Genomic DNA, 20,771 nt, shown 5'->3' on the forward strand with positions numbered 1-20,771 from the left:
CTTCCTCCCTTACTCTGCCGCTTTGGCTTTGCCGGCGGATTGAATGGCCTGCCACACCTTGTGGGGGGTCGCCGGCATCGAAATGTCGGTGACGCCCACCGGCAACAGCGCATCAAGGACGGCATTGATCACTGCCGGCGGTGAGCCGATGGCACCCACTTCGCCGACACCCTTCGAACCCAAGGGATTGTGTGTGCACATGGTTGCGTGGTTGGCCACCGTGATGTTGGGCACATCGTCGGCGCGCGGCATGGTGTAATCCATGTAGGAGCCGGTGAGGAGCTGCCCCGTCACCTCATCATAGCTGCAGTTTTCCAGCAGGGCCTGACCGATGCCCTGGACGACGCCACCGTGCACCTGGCCTTCCACGATCATCGGATTGATGACCCGGCCGATATCGTCGACCGCCGTGAACTTCAGTACCTGGGTGACGCCCGTCTCCGGATCGATTTCGACCTCGCAGATATGCGTACCGCCCGGATAGGTGAAGTTGAGAGGATCGTAGAATGCCGTCTCTTCCAACCCAGGTTCCAGCTCCGTGATCGGGTAGTTGTGCGGCACATAGGCCGTCAACGCGACCTGTCCGAAGGTCACCTTCTTGTCGGTCCCCTTCACGGTGAACTCACCGTTTTTGAAGTCGATGTCGGCCACCGAGGCTTCCATCAGATGGGCGGCGATGCGCCGCGCCTTGGTGATGATCTTGTCCATCGCCTTGACGATGGCCGAGCCGCCGACCGCCAGCGAGCGCGAGCCATAGGTTCCCATGCCGAAGGGAATCTTGTTGGTATCGCCATGGCTGACTTCGACGCTGTCGAACGGCACGCCGAGCGTATCCGAGACCAGCTGCGCAAAGGTCGTCTCGTGACCCTGGCCGTGGCTATGCGTCCCGGTAAAGACCGTGACGGAGCCTGTCGGATGCACGCGGATGGAGCCGCATTCATAGAGACCGGCACGGGCACCTAGCGACCCGACGACCGCCGATGGCGCGATACCGCAGGCCTCGAGATAGGTCGAGATGCCGATACCACGCAGCTTGCCACGCGTCTTGGCTTCCGCCCGCCGCGCCTCGAACCCGCTCCATTCGCCAAGCTTCAAGGCGATGTCGAGGGTGGCGCCATAATCGCCGCTGTCATATTGCAGGGCGACTGGCGTCTGGTAGGGGAACGCATCGTTGGGAATGAAGTTCTTGCGACGCAATTCGACGCGGTCGATACCGGTCTCGCGCGCCGCCTTTTCCACCAGTCGCTCGAGGAGATAGGTCGTCTCCGGCCGGCCGGCGCCGCGATAGGCGTCGACCGCGACGGTATTGGTGAAGACTGCCTTCACCTCGGCATAGATGGCTGGCGTGGTGTAGACGCCGGCGAGCAGCGTTGCCGACAGGTAGGTCGGCACACAGGGGGCGAAGGTCGAAAGATAGGCGCCCATATTGGCGATGGTATTGACGCGCAAGCCGATGAACTTGCCGTCCTTGTCGAGAGCCAGTTCCGCATGGCTGACATGATCGCGGCCCTGCGCATCGGTGATGAAAGCTTCCGACCGGTCCGACGTCCATTTGATCGGCCGCCGCACTTTCTCGGACGCCCAGGTGACGAGTGCTTCTTCGGAATAATGGAAGATCTTCGACCCGAAGCCGCCACCCACATCCGGCGCCACGACGCGCAGCTTATGTTCTGGAATTTGCAGCACGAACGCGCCCATCAGCAACCGAATGACGTGCGGGTTCTGGCTGGTCGTATAGAGCGTGTACTCGCCGGTCGCCCGGTCATACTCACCCACCGCCGCCCGTGGCTCCATCGCATTGGGCGCCAGACGCTGGTTGATGAGGTCGATCTTGGTGACGTGGTGAGCCTTGGCGAAGGCCGCATCCACCGCCGCCTTATCGCCGATATGCCAGTCGAAACAAGTGTTGTTCTTGGCATCCGGCCACACTTGCGCAGCGCCCGGCTTGTCGGCGCCGCCCGTCGAAACGATCGCCTTCAATTCCTTGTAGGTGACATCGACTGCCTCGGCGGCATCGCGCGCCTGCGCCAGCGATTCACCGATGATGAGGGCAACCTGGTCGCCGACATGGCGGACGCGGTCCTTGCACAGCGGGAAATGCGGCGGCTCGATCATCGGGCTGCCGTCCTTGCTATGGATCTGCCAGCCGCAGGGCACACCGCCTTTGTCATAGTCGGCGCCGGTGAAGATCGCGACCACGCCAGGCATCGCCTTCGCCTTGGCCGTGTCGATCTTGACGATCTCGGCATGGGCATGGGGCGAGCGCAGGATGTAGGCGTAGGTTTGGCCGTTGCGGTTGATGTCGTCGGTATAGGTGCCGCGGCCCGTCAGGAAACGGAAATCCTCTTTCCGCTTGGGAGAATGGCCGATGCCGGTCGCTTGTCCAGAGTCAGCCATGGCTTATCTCCCTTTTCCGGCTTGCATCGCTTCAGCGCCCGCTTTCACGGATTTGACGATGTTGTGGTAGCCGGTACAGCGACAGATATTGCCTTCAAGTCCTTCGCGAATTTCGCTTTCGCTGAGATTGGCTTTGCCCTGCACCAGGTCGATGGCGCTCATCACCATGCCGGGCGTGCAGAAGCCGCACTGCAGTCCATGATTATTGCGGAAGGCTTCCTGCATCGGGTGCAGCGTATCGCCGGTGGCGAGACCTTCGATGGTGGTGATCTGCGCGCCATCCAACTGAACGGCAAGAACGTTGCAGGACTTCACGGCATTGCCGTTCACATGCACGGTGCAGGCGCCGCATTGTGCTGTGTCGCAGCCGACATGGGTGCCGGTGAGGGTGAGTGTGTCGCGCAGAAAATGAACGAGCAATGTACGCGCTTCGACATCCGCCGAAACAGCTTTGCCGTTCACCGTCATCTTAACGGTGGGCATAACGATCCTCCCTGAGTTGCTGTGGCTTGCCGCCACTAGCTGCCTTTTGCGTTTTGCCGGATTTAAATCCGGTCGCCGAGATCGATGAGAGAATTAAGCTTGCGCGCCCAATTGAATGTCAAGGTCTAGAATCAGGGAATAGGTTTTCAGCGCGCGGGCGAGCGGCTTTGTCGCAGGCAGCTGAAGGGTGCTGCCTATTAAGTGGTCATTGCTGCGATGCGTCAGAATTCACTGCCCAAATCGTGCAAAACATGCGTCGGCCACGCATATGTTTTAATCTTGGCGGCGTATCGACATTGCAGTGTGAATGTCAGCGTTTCACAAAGAAATAGAGTCCGGCGCCGACGACCGCCACCAGGCCAGTGATCCAGATTGCGGGATGCAGGCCTTTTTGTTCCTGGGCCGGCGCAGTCGCAGTTGCCATGGCAGCCGGCATCGGCGCGTTTGTGGCACCCTCGACGACCGTCTCGGCGGATGAAACACCCGGCTGTGCCACCACGGCGGCGGCAAAGGCGCTGAAGAAATCATCCGCCATCTTTTTGGCGGTGCCCTCGATCAGGCGCGATCCGATCTGTGCCAGCTTGCCGCCGATCTGGGCGCCGGCGGAATATTTCAGGATCGTGCCGCCGCTGCCATCTTCCGTCAACGCGACCTTGGCGCTGCCCTTGGCGAAGCCGGCGGCGCCACCTTGACCTTCACCGGTGATGGTATAGCCATTGGGCGGATCGACATCGGACAGGGTGATGCGGCCGCCGAACTTGGCCTTCACGGGGCCAACCTTGGCCACCACCGTTGCCGTGAAGCCTTCGCCATCGCGGACCAGTTCTTCGCAGCCGGCAATGGCGCCTTTAAGAATGTCAGGGTCGTTGAGTGCAGCCCACACAATGGCGCGGGGTGCCTTGATCGGGTATTCGCCGGAAATATCCATGACGCGATCTCCTGCCTGACATCACGCCAACATAGAGGCGTGGCCGCCACATCTTGTCAACGGGCGCCATAAATCAAGAGGAGGCATCGACAAATCAAGGGTGGCCCGGCAATCTAGCGCTTCCATAATAGCTCTCTGCCAGTGAGGATCGCGTGCGGCGTTTTCTTCAGTTGCGAATAATTCTGATCGGCTTGCTGGTGCTTGTTGGCTGGCCGGCTTTTGCCGCCGACCAGGTGCCGGTACTGATCCATGCCGGTGGCAGCACCTATAAATTCGAAGCCGAGATCGCCGACACGGCGGATGAGCGGGCCCAGGGGTTGATGTTTCGCGAACATCTTGGTGCCAATGAAGGCATGCTGTTCCTGTATCCGGTCGAGAAGCCGGTGGCGTTCTGGATGAAGAACACGCCCTTGCCGCTCGACATGATCTTCATCGACGGGAAGGGCCGCATCCTGAATGTCGCGGCGATGGCGAAGCCCTTCGATACCAGTCCAATCAGCTCGGAAGGGGCTGCGATGGCGGTTCTGGAAATTCTGGGCGGGTCGGCGGGGCAGCTCGGGATCAAAGCCGGCGATCTGGTCGAATGGCCGCCGCAACCGGTCGCGCCGACGCCCTGACTTTGGGTTAACGCTTCCGGGCGATGGTCAGCCCGTCGGCGATCGGCAGCAGGCAGAAATCGACGCGGCTGTCCGTGGCCACAAAGCTGTTCAGCTCGCGCAGCGCCAAGGTTTCGGCGTCCTTGGCTGCCGGGTCGGCCACATCGCCACCCCACAGCACATTGTCGATGAGAAGGACGCCGCCCGGGCGCAGCAGCTCCAGGATCGCCTCGTAATAATGCGGGTAATTGGTCTTGTCCGCGTCGATGAAGGCCATGTCGAAGCTGGCACCATCGGTCTGCTTGAGGCCGGCCAAAGTCTCCAGGGCCGGTGCCAGGCGCAGCTCGATCTTGTCGGCAACCCCCGCCTTGGCCCAATAGCGCCGGGCGACGGCGGTGTATGCCCCGCTGATGTCGCAGCACACCAGTTTCCCGTCCGCGGGCAGCACCCGGGCGACTGACAGGCTGGAATAGCCGGTAAAGGTGCCGATCTCGATTGCCTTGCGGACGCCCATCAATTGGGCCAGCAGGGCCATGAACTGGCCCTGTTCGGGCGAAATCTGCATCATGCTGGCGGGCAATTTGCCCGTTTCCTCGCGCAATGCCTTCAGCAGGGGATCGTCCCTGAAGCCGAACTGCAAGATATAGTCATAAAGGCGTTCAGTGACCTGAAGCTGCTTGCCCATGGGTGTGGGCGCTTAAGGTACGCGATTGGGCAAGCGGACGTATTGGACGCCGGATTCCAGTGAACTCTGCGCCACCGTCTTGCGGCGCGACTGATCCTGGATGCAAAAGATATGCGCATAGGGCGTGCCGTCGATGCCATTGAAGATCGAAGCCACTTCCCAGGTGATCAGGTTTGTATCGGCCGACTTGTAGCGTGCGCCGACCGTCACCCGATTGTCTTTTTTAGAACTGAACAGGCCCATATCTTTAGCGCTCGTCTGGCAGCGATCGTGATGTGGCCGGCCACTGGCCGATTTGGCCCCCCGACTCACCGGGATCTTAGCAGCTATGACCTTGATTCGGGCGGGAACGTAGCATCTGAACCCGACCCGAACAAGGTCGCGTGGAGCCTCGGCTGTGACCTTAATTCGCAGCCGCTCAAGCGTTGCGCAAATACCACGCGTAATCGAGTTCCGTCACCCGGGCGTTGAAGCGGTCATATTCAGCCTGTTTGACCGCTCCGAAAACATGATGGAAACGGTCGCCGAAATAGCTCTTCATGCGGGACGATTGGGTGAAGAGGTCGATCGCCGCCTGCCAGTTGGTGGGGATGGTTAGGCCCATTTCCTGGGCCTTGGCGTAGCCATTCCCCTCAACCGGCGCACCGGGATCGAGCTTCTGCTTCAGGCCCCAATGGATCGCGGCCAGCATGGCTGCGACGGCCAGATAGGGGTTGGCATCGGCGCCGCAGATCCGGTGCTCGATATGGCGCGATTTTGCCGGACCGGCGGGCACGCGGAAGCTCACCGTTCTATTATTGATACCCCAGGTGGGGGCGACCGGCGCATAGGAATTGGCCCGAAAACGACGATAGGAGTTGGCGTTCGGAGCGAAGATCGCCATCGACTCGTTCAACATGGCCTGCATGCCGGCAACTGCCTGGCGGAGGAGCGGCGTACCGGCCGGGTCGTCGCTGGCAAAGGCATTGCTGCCGTCTGGATTGGCAAGGCTCACATGCAGATGCATGCCTGATCCGGCGATGTCGCTGTTGGGCTTCGCCATGAAGGTTGCTTCAAAGCCATGGCGGACGGCGACACCCTTGACCAGCCGCTTGTATTTGACCGCCTCGTCGCAGGCCTGCAGCGCGTCGGCGCGGTGCCGGAGGCCCAGCTCCATCTGGCCCGGCGCATATTCCGAAATGGCGGATTCCAGCGGCAGGCCGATCGTCTCGCCCATGGCGTAGACATCACGGAAGAAGGGCTCGAAATCGTCGAGCTCCCGCAGGCCATAGGCCTGGATGTCCCAGGACCGGTTGCCAGTCACGGCGGAGGCCGGTGGCTGCAGCGTGCCGTCGGCGCGGCGCTGCCGGTCGATCGGATAGAACTCCATCTCGCAGGCAACGACCGGCGTAAGGTTGAACTCCTTGAACCGGTCGATTACCGATTTCAGCACGTGGCGCGGGTCGACATCGCAAGGTGTCCCGTCCAGTTCATAGACCGACAGCATCATCTGGGCAAAATCATCACCCAGCCACGGGGCCAAGGTGAGGCCGCCCGGTGCGGGCTTACCCAGCCGGTCCGCGTCGCCATCGGCCCAGACCAGGCCGGATTCCTCGACATCCTCGCCGGTGATGTCCAGCGCCAGCATGGTGCCGGGCAGGAAGCGCGCAAATTCATAGATTGGCCGGATGTCCTGGCGCAGCAGATTCTTGCCGCGCGGCACGCCGGACTGGTTGGTGAAGAAGATCTGGACGAACTTCACCTCAGGATGCGCGGCAAGGAAGGCATCGCATTCGGCGATGCTGTTGACATTGATATCCATGGTAACCCCCAAAAACGGAAAGCGGCGCCTATTCAGGCAGCCAGTTCATCAAGACATTGGCCAATCGTCGCGATCAGCCGCTCCACTTGCGCCGGCGTCGTCACGGGACTGACCAGCGTCATGTTATGGAACGGGGCGATCAACAGGCCGCGATTGAGCAGATAGAGGTGGACTGCAAGTTCCACCGGACCATGCATGGCGGCCTGCGCTTCGGTCCCGTTGCGCGGCCGGTTGGGTGCGCAGACAAACTCGGCGCGGGCACCTACATTGGAGACATGCCAGGGGATATTGCGCTTGCGGATCTCCGCTTCGATGCCGTGGGCAAGTTTCTCCGACAGCGGCAGCATATGGTCGTAAGCCGCCGGTGTCATGACATGTTCGAGATTGGCACGCATCGCCTTGAACTGCAGGGCGTTGGCCGAGAGCGTCGTGCCCATGCCGCTATAGCCCGGTCCTGCTTCCTGCTCTGCTGCGCGCATGCGAGCCGCAATCGCGGCAGTGCAGCCGAAAACGGCGGTCGGCAATCCACCGGCCACGGGCTTGCCCAGCGTGAGGAAGTCCGGCTTCAGATTATGCGTGCGGGTATAGCCGCCATAACCGGTCGAAATCGTGTGCGTCTCATCGATCACCAGCAAGGTTTCGGTCCTGCGGCAAAGATCCTGCAGTGCGTCGAGGAAACCCGGTTGCGGCAGCACCATGCCGATGTTGGTGAGCGCCGGTTCCGTAATGACGCAGGCGACGTCGCGATCCTTGAGGGCCGCTTCCAGCGCCGCCACATCATTGAACTCGACCACCTTGGTATGGGTCGTGAGGTCATAGACCTGTCCGATGAGGCCGGGTCGATGAATGGCTTTGCCGTTCTTCAGGCGTACGAACGTGTCGTCGACAGCACCATGATAGGCGCCGTGGAAGACCAGCACCTTGGTGCGCCTGGTGATGGCGCGGCACCAGCGGATAACGAAGCGATTGGCATCCGTCGCGGTCGTCGTCACCTGCCAAAGTGGTAGACCAAACATCTGCTCGAGCAGCTTGCCGACAGCGACGATGTCCTCGGTCGGCAGCATATAGGTGAGGCCGTGTGATGCCTGCGCTGCGATGGCCTTTGCCACCGGTTCCGGCGAGTGGCCGAACATCGATCCGGTATCACCCAGGCAGAAATCGTCATACAAATGACCGTCGGCGTCGGTGAGCGTTGCACCCTTGGCATCGGCGACAAAGAGAGGAAAGGGAGTCGACCAATCCAGCATCCAATGATGCGGTACACCCTTGATCCAATTAGCGCGGGCATCTTGGCCCAGCTGTTGCGAAATCGGGTTGGATTGGATGTAGCGGTCGGTTTCTCGCTTTGTCATTGCCTCGACTTGCGCTTTCGGCAAGCCGGCTTCCGATAATTCCATGATGCGTGCACTCTGTCCTTCTGCTGCGGCCACGACCGGGCCAAAGAGGCGCCATTGATAGCGACTGCCCAGGGGGAATAGCAAGGGGCGGACCTAAGTCCTTGAGGCTAAACGAGCTGTTGCACCGCCGCGAAGGCGGCAAACGCCCGCAATACCGCGAAGGCGGCAAACGCCCGCAATACCGCGAAGGCGGCAAACGCCCGCAATACCGCGAAGGCGGCAAACGCCCGCAATACCGCGAAGGCGGTAAACGCCCGTAATACCGCGAAGGCGGCAAACGCCCGCAATACCGCGAAGGCGGTAAACGCCCGTAATACCGCGAAGGCGGTGATTGCTCAGAATGCCGCGAACGCGGCTTGGCTCACAACCAGCCGCGTTTGCGGAAATACCAGAAGGGGAGTACCGCTGAGAGCACCATCATGCCGATGGCGACCAGATAGCCGTGTTGCCAATGCAGTTCCGGCATGTCTTCGAAATTCATGCCGTAAATGCTTGCGATCAAGGTCGGCGGCAGAAAAGCCACGGCTGCCACCGTGAAGATCTTGATGATGGCGTTCTGCTCGATGTTGATCAGGCCTAGCGTTGCGTCGAGTAGGAAGTTGATCTTGCCGGCGAGGAACGTGGCGTGATCGGCGATCGAGGCGACATCGCGCGACAAAGTCTTGAGACGCGTCTTGGCGTCCTTCTTCATATTGTTCTGGGCATTGAGAAAGAGCACCACGCGGCTAAGGCCGAGCAAGCTGTCCCGCGCCTTGGTGGCGAGATCGCCATTGCGGCCAATGCGTCGCAAGACTTCCTGCAGGCTGCTGCTCTTCTGCGGGCTGGTCCCCTTGCTGCGCGATCTTGCGCCCATGGCACCGGTCTGCTTGGAGAAAATTTCCCGCGAGACCTGCTCCATGTCGGCTGCCGCCAGTTCCAGCACGTCGGCCAGTCGATCGGCGATGCCTTCCAGCAGGCCAAGCAGGATCGGCTGTGATCCGGCGGCGATGTTGGGATGCCGCAAGGCGCGCCGGGCAAAGACGGGGAAGGGCAGGGGATCGACGAACCGTACCGTGATCAGGGTGGTTGGCGTCAGGATGAAGGTGACAGCACCGCTCTCCGGATGATCCGTGGCGGCCTTATGGAGGACCGGGACCGTCATCACCACGCTATCGCCTTCACTATAGAGACGGCTGCTGGCCTCGATTTCATGCATTTCCTCGCGCGTCGGTACTTCGATCGCGAAGGCCGTTTCGACCGCATGAATTTCAGTGGGTGTCGGCTCCAGCAGATCGACCCAGACGGCGTCGCGCGGCAGCGTCTCGACAGCATGGTCGGCAGCTTCCTGCAGGCGGCTGGGCAGCATGTCGGCTGCCGGCAAATCGGTCACGACAGGGCGTGCTGCAAGACCGCTCACGACAATCTTGTTCAGGGAGCCTTCTTGGTGGACATAGGCGGTGATCATTCCTGCCTCCGAGGGTAAAACGAATTACGACGTTCAACCCGAAGGCATCGGCAAGGACAGGCGATGGCGCTTAGCGCGGACCTGTGCTTGCGGATGAGACCGGGTCGATGATGGTCCTTGCCGCACAGCTTGAGCGCGTACTAGGAGGCTCTGCGGCAGTGGATTGTGCCCGGTTCATGTGACAATTCCTTGTTTTGGCAGGCCGGGGATAGTGCCCACCAATCCTTGGTGTGGTAGGACTGGTCCTTGAGGCTGTCAATTGAAAAGGTGCGGCAGCGATGTCGCAGGGGGATGGGGGATTACCATGACGACATTGAAAGGGCGGATCGCCCTGGTAACAGGAGCAGGCAGTGCTGATGGGATCGGCTTTGCGACGGCCCGGGCCCTGGCGGCCGCAGGCGCCCGGGTTGCCATCACGTCAACGACCAAGCGCATCCACGAAAGATTGCGGGATCTTGGGGACAAGAGGCAGCATATTGCCCTGATCGCCGATTTGACCGATCCCGCCGCGGCCGAGAATTTGGTCGCCGAGGTCAATGCGGCCCTCGGCAAGATCGATATCCTGGTCAACAATGCCGGCATGGTCCAGACCGGCAAGCCGGAAAAGTCCAAGCTCTTTCACAAGATCTCGCCTGACGAATGGCTGCGTTCGATGGACATCAACCTCAACACCTGCTTCCACGTCAGCCGGGCCATCCTGCCGCAGATGCTGCGCCGGCAATATGGCCGCATCGTCAACATCGCCTCGGTCACAGGCCCGCTTGTCACCAATCCGCGCAGCACCCGATATTCCACGGCCAAGGCCGCCATGGTCGGCCTGACACGGTCCCTGGCGATCGAGGTTGCCGACAAGGGCATCACGGTGAATGCGGTGGCACCGGGCTGGATCGAGACCGGCTCTTCCTCGAAGGAGGAGATCGTCGCCGGCAATCATACCCCCGCCCGCAGGCCCGGCCGCCCGGCGGAAATCGCTGCCACGGCAGCCTTCCTGGCCAGCGAAGGTGCGTCCTATATCACGGGCCAGATGATCGTGGTCGATGGCGGCAATTCGCTCCAGGAATTCAAGGGACCGTCGGAAGGCTATTACTGACCAGCTCCGCCCGCACATTGCGCTCAAGATAGGTGTTGAGGGCAATGTAGGAGCGCGTGCCCTTGGTGCCGGGAATGTCGTAGATCCGCTTCAGCAGTTCCTCCAGCGCGCGGGTGCTTTCGCAGCGCACTTTCAGGATCATGCAGGTGTCGCCCGCGACGGCATGGATTTCCTCGACCCTCGGATCGTCCTCAAGCGCCATCATTTCCGGCGTCTTGCCCCACCCTTCGGTCATCACGTGGACGAAGGCCATGAGCGGCCGGCCGATGGCCCCACCATCGATCGCGATCGTGGTCTGCTTGATGATCCCCTGCGCCTTCAGCTTTTTGACACGTTCGAAGATCGAGGGGGCGGAGAGACTGAGTCTTTCCCCAAGGTCGCGATAGGCGATGGTGGCGTCGTCGGCCAGCAGGGCTAACAGTTTTCGGTCGGTTGCATCCATTTTGTCGGCTTTTCGAACAAGGTTCATGCGTAAAATTCGTCGATTGCGCTCTATTATCTAACCTGATACCGAGTTTGGCGATATAAATATTACATGGTTCGGTAGAATGTCTGATGTGACGATGATGTCCAAGGCGCCCGTATCGGCCAGTGCCAGCCTGACCATTTTGATGTGCGCCATCGCAGCGGTGGGCATCCAAGCGCTGATGCTGTCGCCCCTTTTGCCTGATATTGCGTCTGATTTGCAGGCCTCGCCGCGGGAGATCGGCTTCGCCACGGGCGGCTATGGCGTGGGTGTGGCGCTGGCTGCCCTGCTGGCCGCCCCGCGCCTTGGCCAATGGCGGAAGGCGCGGGCCATGCAATGCGCGTTCGCCACCATGGCCCTCAGCCTGGCCCTGTGCGGGACCGCTTGGGATTGGCGGGTGCTGGTGGTCGGCCAGTTCGTCACCGGCCTTGCCGCCGGCATCATTCTGCCAGCCACCTATGGGCTGGCTGCGGAATTGTCGCCGCCCGAGATGCGCTCGCGCGCCGTGGGGCGGGTCATTTTCGGCTGGTCGATCGCGATGGTGGGCGGCATCCCGCTGGCTGCGTTCCTGGCCGACCTCATCGATTGGCGCAGTACCTTTGCGCTGATTGCCGCCATCACGGCAGGCATGGTGGCGCTGGTCGGCATGATCCCGCGCAGCAGCGGCACAATCGCCACCGAGCGCGTTGCTTATGCGCACGTCTTTCAAGTGCCGGGCATGAAGCTGTGCCTGGTCGCCACCTTTGCCTACATGATCGGTTTCTATCAGACCTATACCTTCATCGGCGATCATGTCCGTCACCTGCATCAAGCGGGAGCCTGGCTGGGCGGTGTCGTCGCCTGTTCCTATGGTGTCGGGTTTGGTGCGGCGATCCTGTGCAATGGCTGGCTGGATCGCATGGGGCCGGTAAGGATCATGGCGTTCTCGCTGTTCGCGGTCGGCGTCAACTATGTCCTGTTGCCATTCGCCATGCAGTCCTTCTGGTCAGTCATCATGTTCCCCTTTGCCTGGGGCCTCGCCAATCATGTGTGCATGAACGTGTTGGTGTCCTTCATCGGCTCTGCTCCAGCCGCCACGCGCAGCACGGCCATGGGGCTGTTCTCCTTCATCACCTATGTAGCCGTCGGCCTTGGCGGCGCCGTCTTTGGCACCGTCTATGCACAGGCGGGTTTTGCCACCGTCTCCTTTGCGGCGGCGGCGACATTATGGATCGCTGCTCTTCTGGTGGCGCTGCTGCTGAAGCGGCAGGTCGCCGTCAGCCGGTAAACCCGTCGACGATCAGGAACTGGCAGCGCGTCGACTTCAGGCGATAGGGCAGAATCCGCTGATATTCCGGCGAGTGGTACCAGTCTTCTGCCGCCTTGCGCGTTGGAAATTCCAGCATGGCGATCCGCTCAAAGGGCATCTCGCCTTCCAGAACGGTAAATTTCCCGCCCCGAATGACAAAGCGCCCGCCATAAGCGTTAATCGTTGGCATAACCTGGGAGCGGTAGGTTTCGAACATTTCCGGGTCGTCGATATGTTCGTAAACGATGCAATAAGCTGGCATTTCTGTCTCCATCGGGGGTGATTGCCGGGTGGCACAACAGTTTGTGATTTGACAGGAATTGTGAACCACTTCGCTTTCTCGGTGGCAACATTAGACTATGTCCAACCTCTAATACCGGGCCTGGAATCGCCGGGCCGTGCCGTTGCCGCGCTATTTTGTCCCAAGGCTGAAAGGTTTGTCCTGTAGCTGCGTATGAATGATCGGGTGGTGCGGGCATAAACGATCGAGAGGTACATTTTAAGTGACGATCAACCCCTCAATTGCCAAGGCGTATATCAACCGCATTGGCCTCGCCACACCACCCCACGATATCCATGCCGGATTTGTGGGGCATGCCAGCGCCATGCTGGGGGACGATGTCAAAAGGCGGCTGTTCGATCGTGCAGCGCGGCGCAGCGGTATCGCGCATCGGTTCTCCTTTTTGCCCATAGGGTCGCCCGAAAGTGGCGCGGTGGATGCTGTCGGTTTCTATCCGTGGGGGTCGTTTCCAACCACGGCGCAGCGCATGGCGCTCTATGCGCCGGAAGCCTTGAAGCTGTCGCTGCAGGCCATTGAGCAGCTGGATATCGCGGCGGATATAGCCAGCATCACCCATTTGATCATCGCCTCTTGCACCGGCTTCAGCGCGCCGGGGCTCGATTTGCTCTTGGCGGAGCGGCTCGGCCTCGCGTCGACGGTTGAGCGAACCATGATCGGCTTCATGGGTTGCTCTGCAGCCATTCCAGCCCTGCGCGCCGCTCATCATATCGTGCGGTCGGAACCTGCCGCACGTGTTCTGGTCATCAACCTTGAGCTTAGCTCCCTGCATCTCCAGGAAACGACGGATCTGGAATCAGTGCTGTCCTTCCTGCTGTTTGGCGACGGCTGTGCCGCCACGCTGATAACGGCCGACGACGTGGGCATCGCATTGGAGGATTTCAGGTCCGTCATCATTCCCAAATCCGAGGATCTCATTACCTGGAAGGTCGGTGATCAGGGGTTCGATATGCATCTCTCCGGCCAGGTGCCGAACCGAATCAGTCAGGCATTGCGCCAGGAGTTGGGCCGGTCGGATACGACGGGCATTCTCCGGGGCGAGGGGACGCAGGCCATTGATCTCTGGGCTGTGCATGCAGGTGGCCGAACCATTCTCGATGCTGTCGAATCCGGCCTGTCGCTACCGGCCGATGCGCTTTCGCATTCCCGTGCCGTGCTGCATGACTATGGCAACATGTCGTCGGCCACAGTCATGTTCGTGCTTGCACGCATGATGCGCGCTGGCCTGCAGCGCGCCCGCGGCATGATTATGGCATTCGGTCCTGGCATGGTGGCTGAGACCGCGCGATTCTCGGTCGCCGGGTGAGTACCATGGACTTTACCCAACGCAGCCGCGCCACCGAACTGATGGATACAGAAACCGTCACGGCAGAGGATTTCGCGCGATGCCTCGCTGATCTGTCAGTGGTCAATACCCTGACCATGGCGCGGCCGCCCACCTTGGCGTGGCTTGCCAGGGCCACGCGCCATTCGCCGCCCGGCAGCACGATATCGGTCCTGGATGTGGGTTTTGGCCACGGCGACATGTTGCGCGCCATCTGGCGATGGAGCCGGCGGCGTGGATTGACCGTCAACTTGCATGGCATGGACCTCAATCCCCTGAGCGCCGTCGCAGCCAGGCAGGCAACACCGGTGCAGATGAAAATTGATTTCCAGACAGGCGATATCTTCGACATCGCCAAGGATCAACGTTTCGACTTCATCATCAGTTCGCTGGTCACGCATCACATGACTGACGCGCAGATCGTCGTATTCCTGCGCTGGATGGAACAGCAGGCGCGCCGCGGCTGGTTTGTCAACGATCTCCACCGGCATCCCTTGCCCTATCATCTCTTTCGCGCGTTCTCGGCTTTGATGGGTTGGCACCGGTTCGTACGGCACGACGGACCGGTCTCGATCGCCCGCAGTTTCCAGCGCCAAGACTGGGAGCATCTGTTGATCGAGGCCGGCGTTTCTGGCGACATCAAATGGCATATGCCATTCCGATACTGCGTGGGCCATGTGCGGCCGCCCGGGGCGGGGACGGTTCCATGATTCCGGTCGTCATCGCGGGTGGCGGGTTGGCTGGATCCGTTGCGGCCTGCCTGCTGGCGCGTGCGGGGCGACCGGTTCTGCTGATCGAGCGTGAAAGCCAGGGGAAGCATAAGGTCTGCGGCGAGTTTCTGAGTTGCGAGGCACAGGGGTTTCTGTCCGACCTCGGGATAGACCTTGTTGCCCTGGGGGCGGTGCCCGTCACGCATATGCGGTTGACGCGGCGGACCAAGGCGGCGGCAGCGGAACTGCCGTTTCTTGGCTACGGCCTGTCGCGGCATGTCTTGGACGAAGCCTTGCTGAGCCGCGCGGCGGCGCTCGGTGTCGACGTGCGGCGTGGCCATGCAATTCGCGAAATCAATGTGGCCGACAAGCTTTGCCTGCTTGTCGATGGGATTGGCGAGATCAGGTCGCACACACTTTTCCTTGCCAGCGGCAAGCATGACGTGCGCGGGGCATCACGCGAAATGCCGCCGCGCCCCAATGATCTCATCGGCTTGAAGAGCTACTACCATCTGACGTCATTGCAGCAGCATGCCTTGAAGCAGGTTGTCGAAATCGCCCTGTTCCGCGGTGGCTATGCCGGCCTGCAGATGGTCGACGGCAATCTCGCAAATCTCTGCCTCCTCGTGCGACGCGAACGTTTCGCGTCTGCCGATCATGACTGGCAGCGCCTGTTGGCCGAGTTGATGGCGGAGAACGTGCATCTGCATACACGCCTGGACGGCGCCATCGATCAGCTGGAGCGGCCCCTGGCCATAGCCCGAATTCCCTATGGCTTCGTGCATGAACCAAAATCAGACGACCCGGCCCGCCTTTTCCGGCTCGGCGACCAGATGGCAGTGACACCATCCTTTTCCGGGGACGGCATGTCGATTGCCTTGCACACGGCATATGCGGCGGTCGAAATCTATCTCGCCGGCGGCGACGCTCACGCCTATCACCATCGCATGCGCCAGGAAATCGGCCCGCAAATTCGTCACGCCGGCCTGATATCGGCCGGCATGCTGAATGTTGGTGGGCAGGCTGTCGCCATGGCCTTGGCAGGGGCGGTTCCATCTCTTCTGCGGGGCGCTGCTGCGATCACACGCCTGCCAAGTGCGGCTCGGCCCCCGCAGTTCAGAGATAGTCGAGCAGGTTGATCGACTGCAGTGTCTTCAAGACCGCATAGGACGATTCAAGCTGCAGTTCCGTGGCAGCCAATTTGGCCGTGATCTCTGCCACATCGACGTTCTTCAGATCATCCACCAGGGATTCCGCATAAAGCTGAAAATCGACGTTGCGATCCATCGCGTCGTCGACGCTGTTGGCGATGCCCGAAAGGCGTGATTGTTCGACAGAGATATCGTCAATGGCCGAATCAAGCAGATCATAGGCGTCCTGCATGGTGTCGAGATCAGCTGGATTCTCGCTGGCATTTGCCGCAAGGCTGAGGGCGCGCAGCAGTTTTTCAAAGCCACTCGAATCGGCCCGAGCGCCATATTCGATGGTCAGGCCCGGAGCTGCTTCGTAGGATGCGAACGACTGTGCGCCGTTATAGTAACTTGTATCTACGGTCGTGGCATCCGCAGCGACATAGGCGCTAAGATCGACCGGCGCAGCATTGGAAACCGTGCCGGCAAAGACATAATAGCCGTCCACCTTGGTGTTGAGGAGGGAGCCGACCTGGTCGAGATAGGCTTGGGCCTGGACATTGGCGCCGCTGATATCATCAGTCGCACCTGATACCAGGGCAGAGAGCCAGGCTCGCGCCTGCGTCGTAATATCGCTGATCGACGTCACGGCCGAGTAGGCGCTCTGCACGCGCGTTGAGACGATTGTCCCGCTGCTGACATATTGATCCGCCAGCTTCACATCAGATTCCAGGCTGATGATCGTGCGTGAGTCAGCGCCCAATCCGTCATACGTCAGCGATTTCACCGAGGTCGATTCCTGCGTCTGTTCGACCGCATAGCGCTTCTGCACTTCCAGCGTCTGGGTGATGAACTGGCGTTGCTGGTTGAAGGTGGAAATCCGATCCATATCCGCAGCCCTGTCTCTAGACCATGTTCAACAGCACGTCGTACATCTCCTGGATGACGGAGATGACGTTTGCCGCCGCTTGATAATTTGTTTGCAGGATTTCGAGTTCTGCCGCTTCTTCGTCGAGATTGACGCCGGACCCGTTGGCAAGGCTGCTGGACAGGCTGGAGAGGGCGCCGGCCTTGATGTCCGCCGTGGCCGCAGCTTCGTCGCTTAGCACCGCAACATGAGCGATGAATTCGCTGGCATAACCAGCAAGCGTCGTCTTTACCGCACTGAGGCCACCCGTCGCGGCGAAGCTTTGATTGTTGCTGAAACCGTCGGTCATGGCGGTGATAACCGATGAATCGCTGCTGGTGACGCCGGTATCGCCCACGGCTAGGCCGCTATCTGTCGACAGAATGCCGCGCGCCAGCAGGGAGGGGTCGGCGGCGATATCGCTACGCAGCGACAGATGACCTGCCGCATCCTGGCTGATGAGATCGTTGAGGCCAAGCGCCATCGAGACGCTCGTATTGTCCGTGCCGATCCCGCCGGAAACTTGCGCGATGCCGATGCCAAGGCTGGCATCGTCGCTTGATATCGTCAGTTTGCCGTCGGTACCGAGGGCGGCGGTAACGCCGCCAATCCCGTCAACGGCAGCAATGAGATCGTCGACCGTCGCATAGATCGAGAGGTCGAGGTCGGTAAAGGACTGGACGAAGCCATCGTCGTCCAGCACGGCAACGCGCAATGTGCCGCTACCGCCAAGTGCCTGGGTGCCGTCGATGGCATCAGAACTGGTCAGGCTGTCGGGCGGGGGTAGGGAGGTGCCGCTGTTCTGGGCTTGATTGACGACGGTCATGACGCCGTCGGTCAATGTGTCGACAATATCCTGTTGGGCGGGCAGGACGTCATCGCGAACATCCAGGAGGCCGCCGACCTTGCCGCTGGTGACGAAGCCGGTGATGTCCTTGCCACCCACGGTAATGCCGGCAAGCGTGCCGTTCGACAGGGAGCTGCTGCTATCAATACTGGCGGCGGCCGTGAAATCCAGGGCGTGGACCGTGTCGTCAAGCAGGATGCTGCCGCCTGGCCCATAGATGGAGATGGCGCCATTGCCGTCGCTGAAATAGGAAATGCTGAGCTGTTCGGACAGGATCGACACTTCCTGCATCTGCTGATCGACAAGATCGGCTGTCGACGCGCCGCTCGCCTGCGCCCGCAGAATTTGGTCGTTGAGATCGTCGAGACGCTGCAACGACGCATTGACCGTATCCACGCTGTCGGCAATGGCCTTGTCGGCGTCGCTGCGCAGATCCTGTATGGAATCAGTGAGGTCGTTGGCGCGGTCAACCAGATCGGTAAGATCGGAAACGACTGCTTGGGCCTCGCTGGCGCTGTCAGGCGTCAGCGACAGGCTCTGCAAGGATGTGGCAAGATCGGTGATGGCGCTGGCGATGGTATCATCACCGGTGGTCGTCCCTAGCGCATTGGATAATTGTCCGAGATAGTCCGAAAGTACGTCCGTGAGGCCGCTCTGGCTGCGCGCGGCGTTGGTGCGGCGCTCCAGCCCAGCATCGACCTGCCGCTGTATGTCGGAAAGAGTGACACCGCTGCCGACACCGCTGACGACAACTGTCTGCGAGACGATTGTCTTGCGGGTATAGCCGTCGACATCGGCGTTGGCGATATTGCTCGACGTCACCGAAATGGCGGTCTGCGTTGCCCGCATGCCTGAAGCGGCGATGTTGAGTGCGCTGGTCAAGCTCATGGCGATTGCCTGTCTTTGCTCATGAATACCGGCGGCTAGACTTTGCGTGAACTCATGGTCAGCGCATGACGGCTGACGGGCCCCGGTCGGATGGCAGCATTGGGGCCATAGGTTTCATGAGGGGCCGCCGCCCGTCTACGAGCGTCGACCACGACATTTATCCGTTCCTTGGTCGCATCGATGGCACCTGCCAGCGTACGACGGTGCTGTTCGGCCAGAGTCACGAGTTCTCCCAGCCGCTCGCGCAGGCCCGGGACGTCGGGCAATTCGTCTTTCTCTGCCTGTTCGGACATGGCCTGAAACAGGTTCGTGAGTTCTTCCCGCACGATCGTGGTGGCGATCATTTTCTTGCGGTGGCCATCCCGCATGGCGGCCGCCGAACCTGCCTGCAGGCACGCCAAATCCTGGACCAGCAACTGCTGCAAGCTGTCCAAGGCATCAGCTGTTTCGTTAATCCTGTCATAGAAGGCCATTGAGGATCTCCCTTCGTCAGCGTGTGGCGTGACCGATTTTCGAGTAGGCACGAGCGGCCTCAACAGCGTGCGACATCATTTTGAGGCGCAGCAGCAGGTCACGCCGGCCATCGCGCAATGATTTGAGGCATTCGTCGATTTCGCCCAGCAGGTTCCGGGCGCGGATTTCGCGTGCCTGTGTCCAGGGCGATCGCTCAGCGCGCAGGCGCTGCAGTTCACGGGTCTCGACAATGACCATCACTTCGGTCTGCTTGGCTTGCGCCAGCAGGCGGTTGAGGCGTGCCTTGTCCGGCAGGGATGTGCTGGCGCGCGTCATGTCAGGGATCCTTTCCGCCGCGATCAGCGAATGGCGCTCATGAGGGTCTGAATCATGTCGTTGGCCGTCGTGACGACCTTTGATGCCGCGGAGTAAGCCTGCTGTGCGATGATCATGCGGCTGAACTCATCAGCGATATCGACGGTGGAGGATTCCACGGAGGATGAGCGGACGAGCCCCGCATCGCCTTCGCCGGCATCCTTGAGGACATAGCCGCCGGAATCAACGGTCGGCAGGAAAACGTTGTTGGACAAGGCTTGCAAGGCATTCGGATTGGCGAATGTCGCGACCGGTACCTTGTAGATGGCAAGACTAAGGCCATTGTCGAAATTGGCCGTCACCAGGCCATCGTCGTCGACCTCGACGCTGGTATAGAGACCATATTTGGCACCGTCGACGTCCATGGAATAGAGTTCGATGTCGATATCGCCATCCTGGGCGGCATATTGCGTGAGGCTGCCGGAATCCTGGATGTCGAGTGTGAGGGTGACGTCGGCAGCCCCCGACGTCATGCCGGTGAAGGTGAGCTCCACCGGCGATGGCGAGACAGAACTGAGCGTACCGGACGTATCGAAGACCAGGTCATAGGTGGCGCTGGTGCCGGTGCCGGTAATCGATGTGGCGTCGTCCGGGTCCACGGCATCGCCGACAGTCATCTGCCATTCGTTCGTGCCGGTCTTGGTATAGGTCAGGGTCGTTTCATGGGCGACGCCGAGGCTGTCGAAGAACTGCGCGTCGAGCGAAACCGTATCGCCGACCGCGGCGTCCGCCGGCAGGCCGGCTGACAGGGTTATGGTGCTGCTGGCCTGGGCCAAACCGGAAACGATGTCGACATCGATGGCGGAGAGGTCATCGACGCTGAAAACGTCGCCGTTGATCGGATTCCCTTCCGAATCAACGCGATATCCCATCAATTGGTAGCCGCTGGTGGTGGAGAGATTGCCGTTCTTGTCGGCAGAAAATTCCCCATTTCGGGTGTAGGCATAATCTACCTGGCCATTATTGCCTACCTGGCCCACCACGAAGAAGCCGCCGCCATCCAGAGCCAGATTGGTCGACACCGTGCTGCTTTCGATGAGGCCCTGGAGGCCGACATTGCGGTTGTCCGTGACCGATACACCGCCCGATGCATAGGAAGAGCTGCTGTAATTCTGCGTCACCAGAGAGCTGAAGCTGGCGCTGGTAGCCTTGTAGCCGACCGTGCTGCTGTTCGAAATATTGTCGGAAATCATGGAAATGGCCTGGCTCTGGGCATTGAGAGCCGAGACGGCGGTGTTGATGGCGTTACCTAGGCTCATGGTGC

General features: G+C 60.7%; 22 protein-coding genes. 7 read left to right on the forward strand and 15 right to left on the reverse strand.

Annotated elements, in window-relative coordinates:
• Positions 1–9: 9 nt before the first annotated feature.
• The 3 genes from AC1DWZ_RS02535 to AC1DWZ_RS02545 form a co-directional block, all read right to left on the reverse strand.
• Positions 10–2,397: a xanthine dehydrogenase family protein molybdopterin-binding subunit gene (locus AC1DWZ_RS02535; RefSeq protein ID WP_477167290.1), complete on the reverse strand. Its 2,388-nt coding sequence runs from the start codon at positions 2,395–2,397 to the stop codon at positions 10–12.
• A gap of 3 nt (positions 2,398–2,400) precedes the next feature.
• Complete coding sequence (locus tag AC1DWZ_RS02540) at positions 2,401–2,880, reverse strand: (2Fe-2S)-binding protein (protein ID WP_477167291.1); 480 nt, start codon at positions 2,878–2,880, stop codon at positions 2,401–2,403.
• A 310-nt stretch (positions 2,881–3,190) separates the two neighbouring features.
• A complete protein-coding gene (locus AC1DWZ_RS02545) occupies positions 3,191–3,808 on the reverse strand; it encodes an SRPBCC family protein (RefSeq protein WP_477167292.1) in 618 nt (205 codons plus the stop codon).
• 152 nt (positions 3,809–3,960) lie between these two features.
• Between AC1DWZ_RS02545 and AC1DWZ_RS02550 the strand changes: the two genes are divergently transcribed.
• A complete protein-coding gene (locus AC1DWZ_RS02550) occupies positions 3,961–4,425 on the forward strand; it encodes a DUF192 domain-containing protein (protein WP_477167293.1) in 465 nt (154 codons plus the stop codon).
• 7 nt (positions 4,426–4,432) lie between these two features.
• On the opposite strand, the gene AC1DWZ_RS02555 is transcribed toward AC1DWZ_RS02550, so the two are convergent.
• The 4 genes from AC1DWZ_RS02555 to AC1DWZ_RS02570 form a co-directional block, all read right to left on the reverse strand.
• Entirely contained in the window at positions 4,433–5,089 is a 657-nt protein-coding gene (locus AC1DWZ_RS02555; RefSeq protein ID WP_477167294.1) for an O-methyltransferase, read from the reverse strand.
• Positions 5,090–5,101: 12 nt separating this feature from the next.
• On the reverse strand, positions 5,102–5,299 hold the full coding sequence (locus AC1DWZ_RS02560) for a hypothetical protein (protein ID WP_477167295.1): 198 nt from the start codon (positions 5,297–5,299) through the stop codon (positions 5,102–5,104).
• A gap of 208 nt (positions 5,300–5,507) precedes the next feature.
• The gene (locus tag AC1DWZ_RS02565) at positions 5,508–6,890 is read right to left on the reverse strand and encodes a glutamine synthetase family protein (RefSeq protein WP_477167296.1); all 1,383 of its coding nucleotides are present in this window, start codon (positions 6,888–6,890) and stop codon (positions 5,508–5,510) included.
• Between the two features lie 32 nt (positions 6,891–6,922).
• Positions 6,923–8,287 carry an aspartate aminotransferase family protein gene (locus AC1DWZ_RS02570; protein WP_477167297.1) on the reverse strand — a complete coding sequence of 455 codons (1,365 nt, stop codon included), beginning with the start codon at positions 8,285–8,287 and terminating at the stop codon, positions 6,923–6,925.
• 101 nt (positions 8,288–8,388) lie between these two features.
• Between AC1DWZ_RS02570 and AC1DWZ_RS02575 the strand changes: the two genes are divergently transcribed.
• Complete coding sequence (locus tag AC1DWZ_RS02575) at positions 8,389–8,547, forward strand: hypothetical protein (protein WP_477167298.1); 159 nt, start codon at positions 8,389–8,391, stop codon at positions 8,545–8,547.
• A gap of 101 nt (positions 8,548–8,648) precedes the next feature.
• Here the strand turns inward: AC1DWZ_RS02575 and AC1DWZ_RS02580 are convergent, their stop codons facing one another.
• On the reverse strand, positions 8,649–9,731 hold the full coding sequence (locus AC1DWZ_RS02580; RefSeq protein WP_477167299.1) for a magnesium transporter CorA family protein: 1,083 nt from the start codon (positions 9,729–9,731) through the stop codon (positions 8,649–8,651).
• Positions 9,732–10,035: 304 nt separating this feature from the next.
• On the opposite strand from AC1DWZ_RS02580, the gene AC1DWZ_RS02585 reads away from it, so the two are divergent.
• Entirely contained in the window at positions 10,036–10,821 is a 786-nt protein-coding gene (locus AC1DWZ_RS02585; protein ID WP_477167300.1) for an SDR family NAD(P)-dependent oxidoreductase, read from the forward strand.
• Here the strand turns inward: AC1DWZ_RS02585 and AC1DWZ_RS02590 are convergent.
• Complete coding sequence (locus tag AC1DWZ_RS02590; protein ID WP_477167301.1) at positions 10,793–11,290, reverse strand: Lrp/AsnC family transcriptional regulator; 498 nt, start codon at positions 11,288–11,290, stop codon at positions 10,793–10,795. The two genes, AC1DWZ_RS02585 and AC1DWZ_RS02590, sit on opposite strands and share 29 nt — an antisense overlap.
• Positions 11,291–11,369: 79 nt before the next feature.
• Here AC1DWZ_RS02590 and AC1DWZ_RS02595 point away from each other — a divergent pair, with 79 nt between their 5' ends.
• The gene (locus tag AC1DWZ_RS02595) at positions 11,370–12,554 is read left to right on the forward strand and encodes an MFS transporter (RefSeq protein ID WP_477167302.1); all 1,185 of its coding nucleotides are present in this window, start codon (positions 11,370–11,372) and stop codon (positions 12,552–12,554) included.
• On the opposite strand, the gene AC1DWZ_RS02600 is transcribed toward AC1DWZ_RS02595, so the two are convergent.
• A complete protein-coding gene (locus AC1DWZ_RS02600) occupies positions 12,544–12,837 on the reverse strand; it encodes a DUF1330 domain-containing protein (protein WP_477167303.1) in 294 nt (97 codons plus the stop codon). The two genes, AC1DWZ_RS02595 and AC1DWZ_RS02600, sit on opposite strands and share 11 nt — an antisense overlap.
• Positions 12,838–13,078: 241 nt before the next feature.
• Between AC1DWZ_RS02600 and AC1DWZ_RS02605 the strand changes: the two genes are divergently transcribed.
• Genes AC1DWZ_RS02605 through AC1DWZ_RS02615 form a run of 3 tightly spaced genes read left to right on the forward strand, consistent with a single transcriptional unit; the run spans position 13,079 to position 16,046 of the window.
• On the forward strand, positions 13,079–14,179 hold the full coding sequence (locus AC1DWZ_RS02605; RefSeq protein ID WP_477167304.1) for a type III polyketide synthase: 1,101 nt from the start codon (positions 13,079–13,081) through the stop codon (positions 14,177–14,179).
• A 5-nt stretch (positions 14,180–14,184) separates the two neighbouring features.
• Entirely contained in the window at positions 14,185–14,907 is a 723-nt protein-coding gene (locus AC1DWZ_RS02610) for a methyltransferase domain-containing protein (RefSeq protein WP_477167305.1), read from the forward strand.
• The gene (locus AC1DWZ_RS02615; RefSeq protein WP_477167306.1) at positions 14,904–16,046 is read left to right on the forward strand and encodes an NAD(P)/FAD-dependent oxidoreductase; all 1,143 of its coding nucleotides are present in this window, start codon (positions 14,904–14,906) and stop codon (positions 16,044–16,046) included. The genes AC1DWZ_RS02610 and AC1DWZ_RS02615 overlap by 4 nt, the downstream gene beginning before the upstream one ends.
• On the opposite strand, the gene AC1DWZ_RS02620 is transcribed toward AC1DWZ_RS02615, so the two are convergent.
• From AC1DWZ_RS02620 to flgE, 5 genes are read right to left on the reverse strand one after another with little or no spacing between them, the layout of a single operon-like run.
• Positions 16,024–16,926 (reverse strand): flagellin, encoded by a 903-nt coding sequence (locus AC1DWZ_RS02620; protein ID WP_477167307.1) that lies wholly within the window; start codon positions 16,924–16,926, stop codon positions 16,024–16,026. The two genes, AC1DWZ_RS02615 and AC1DWZ_RS02620, sit on opposite strands and share 23 nt — an antisense overlap.
• Before the next feature lie 16 nt (positions 16,927–16,942).
• Positions 16,943–18,679, reverse strand: coding sequence for a flagellar hook-associated protein FlgK (flgK, locus tag AC1DWZ_RS02625; RefSeq protein ID WP_477167308.1), 1,737 nt, complete (start codon positions 18,677–18,679; stop codon positions 16,943–16,945).
• A gap of 35 nt (positions 18,680–18,714) precedes the next feature.
• Positions 18,715–19,152, reverse strand: coding sequence for a hypothetical protein (locus AC1DWZ_RS02630; RefSeq protein WP_477167309.1), 438 nt, complete (start codon positions 19,150–19,152; stop codon positions 18,715–18,717).
• A 16-nt stretch (positions 19,153–19,168) separates the two neighbouring features.
• Positions 19,169–19,468, reverse strand: a complete 300-nt coding sequence (locus AC1DWZ_RS02635; RefSeq protein ID WP_477167310.1) for a hypothetical protein — start codon at positions 19,466–19,468, stop codon at positions 19,169–19,171.
• A 23-nt stretch (positions 19,469–19,491) separates the two neighbouring features.
• On the reverse strand, positions 19,492–20,766 hold the full coding sequence (flgE, locus tag AC1DWZ_RS02640) for a flagellar hook protein FlgE (RefSeq protein ID WP_477167311.1): 1,275 nt from the start codon (positions 20,764–20,766) through the stop codon (positions 19,492–19,494).
• Positions 20,767–20,771 lie beyond the last annotated feature (5 nt).

Source organism: Dongia sp. P2_B8 (genome assembly GCF_056404715.1).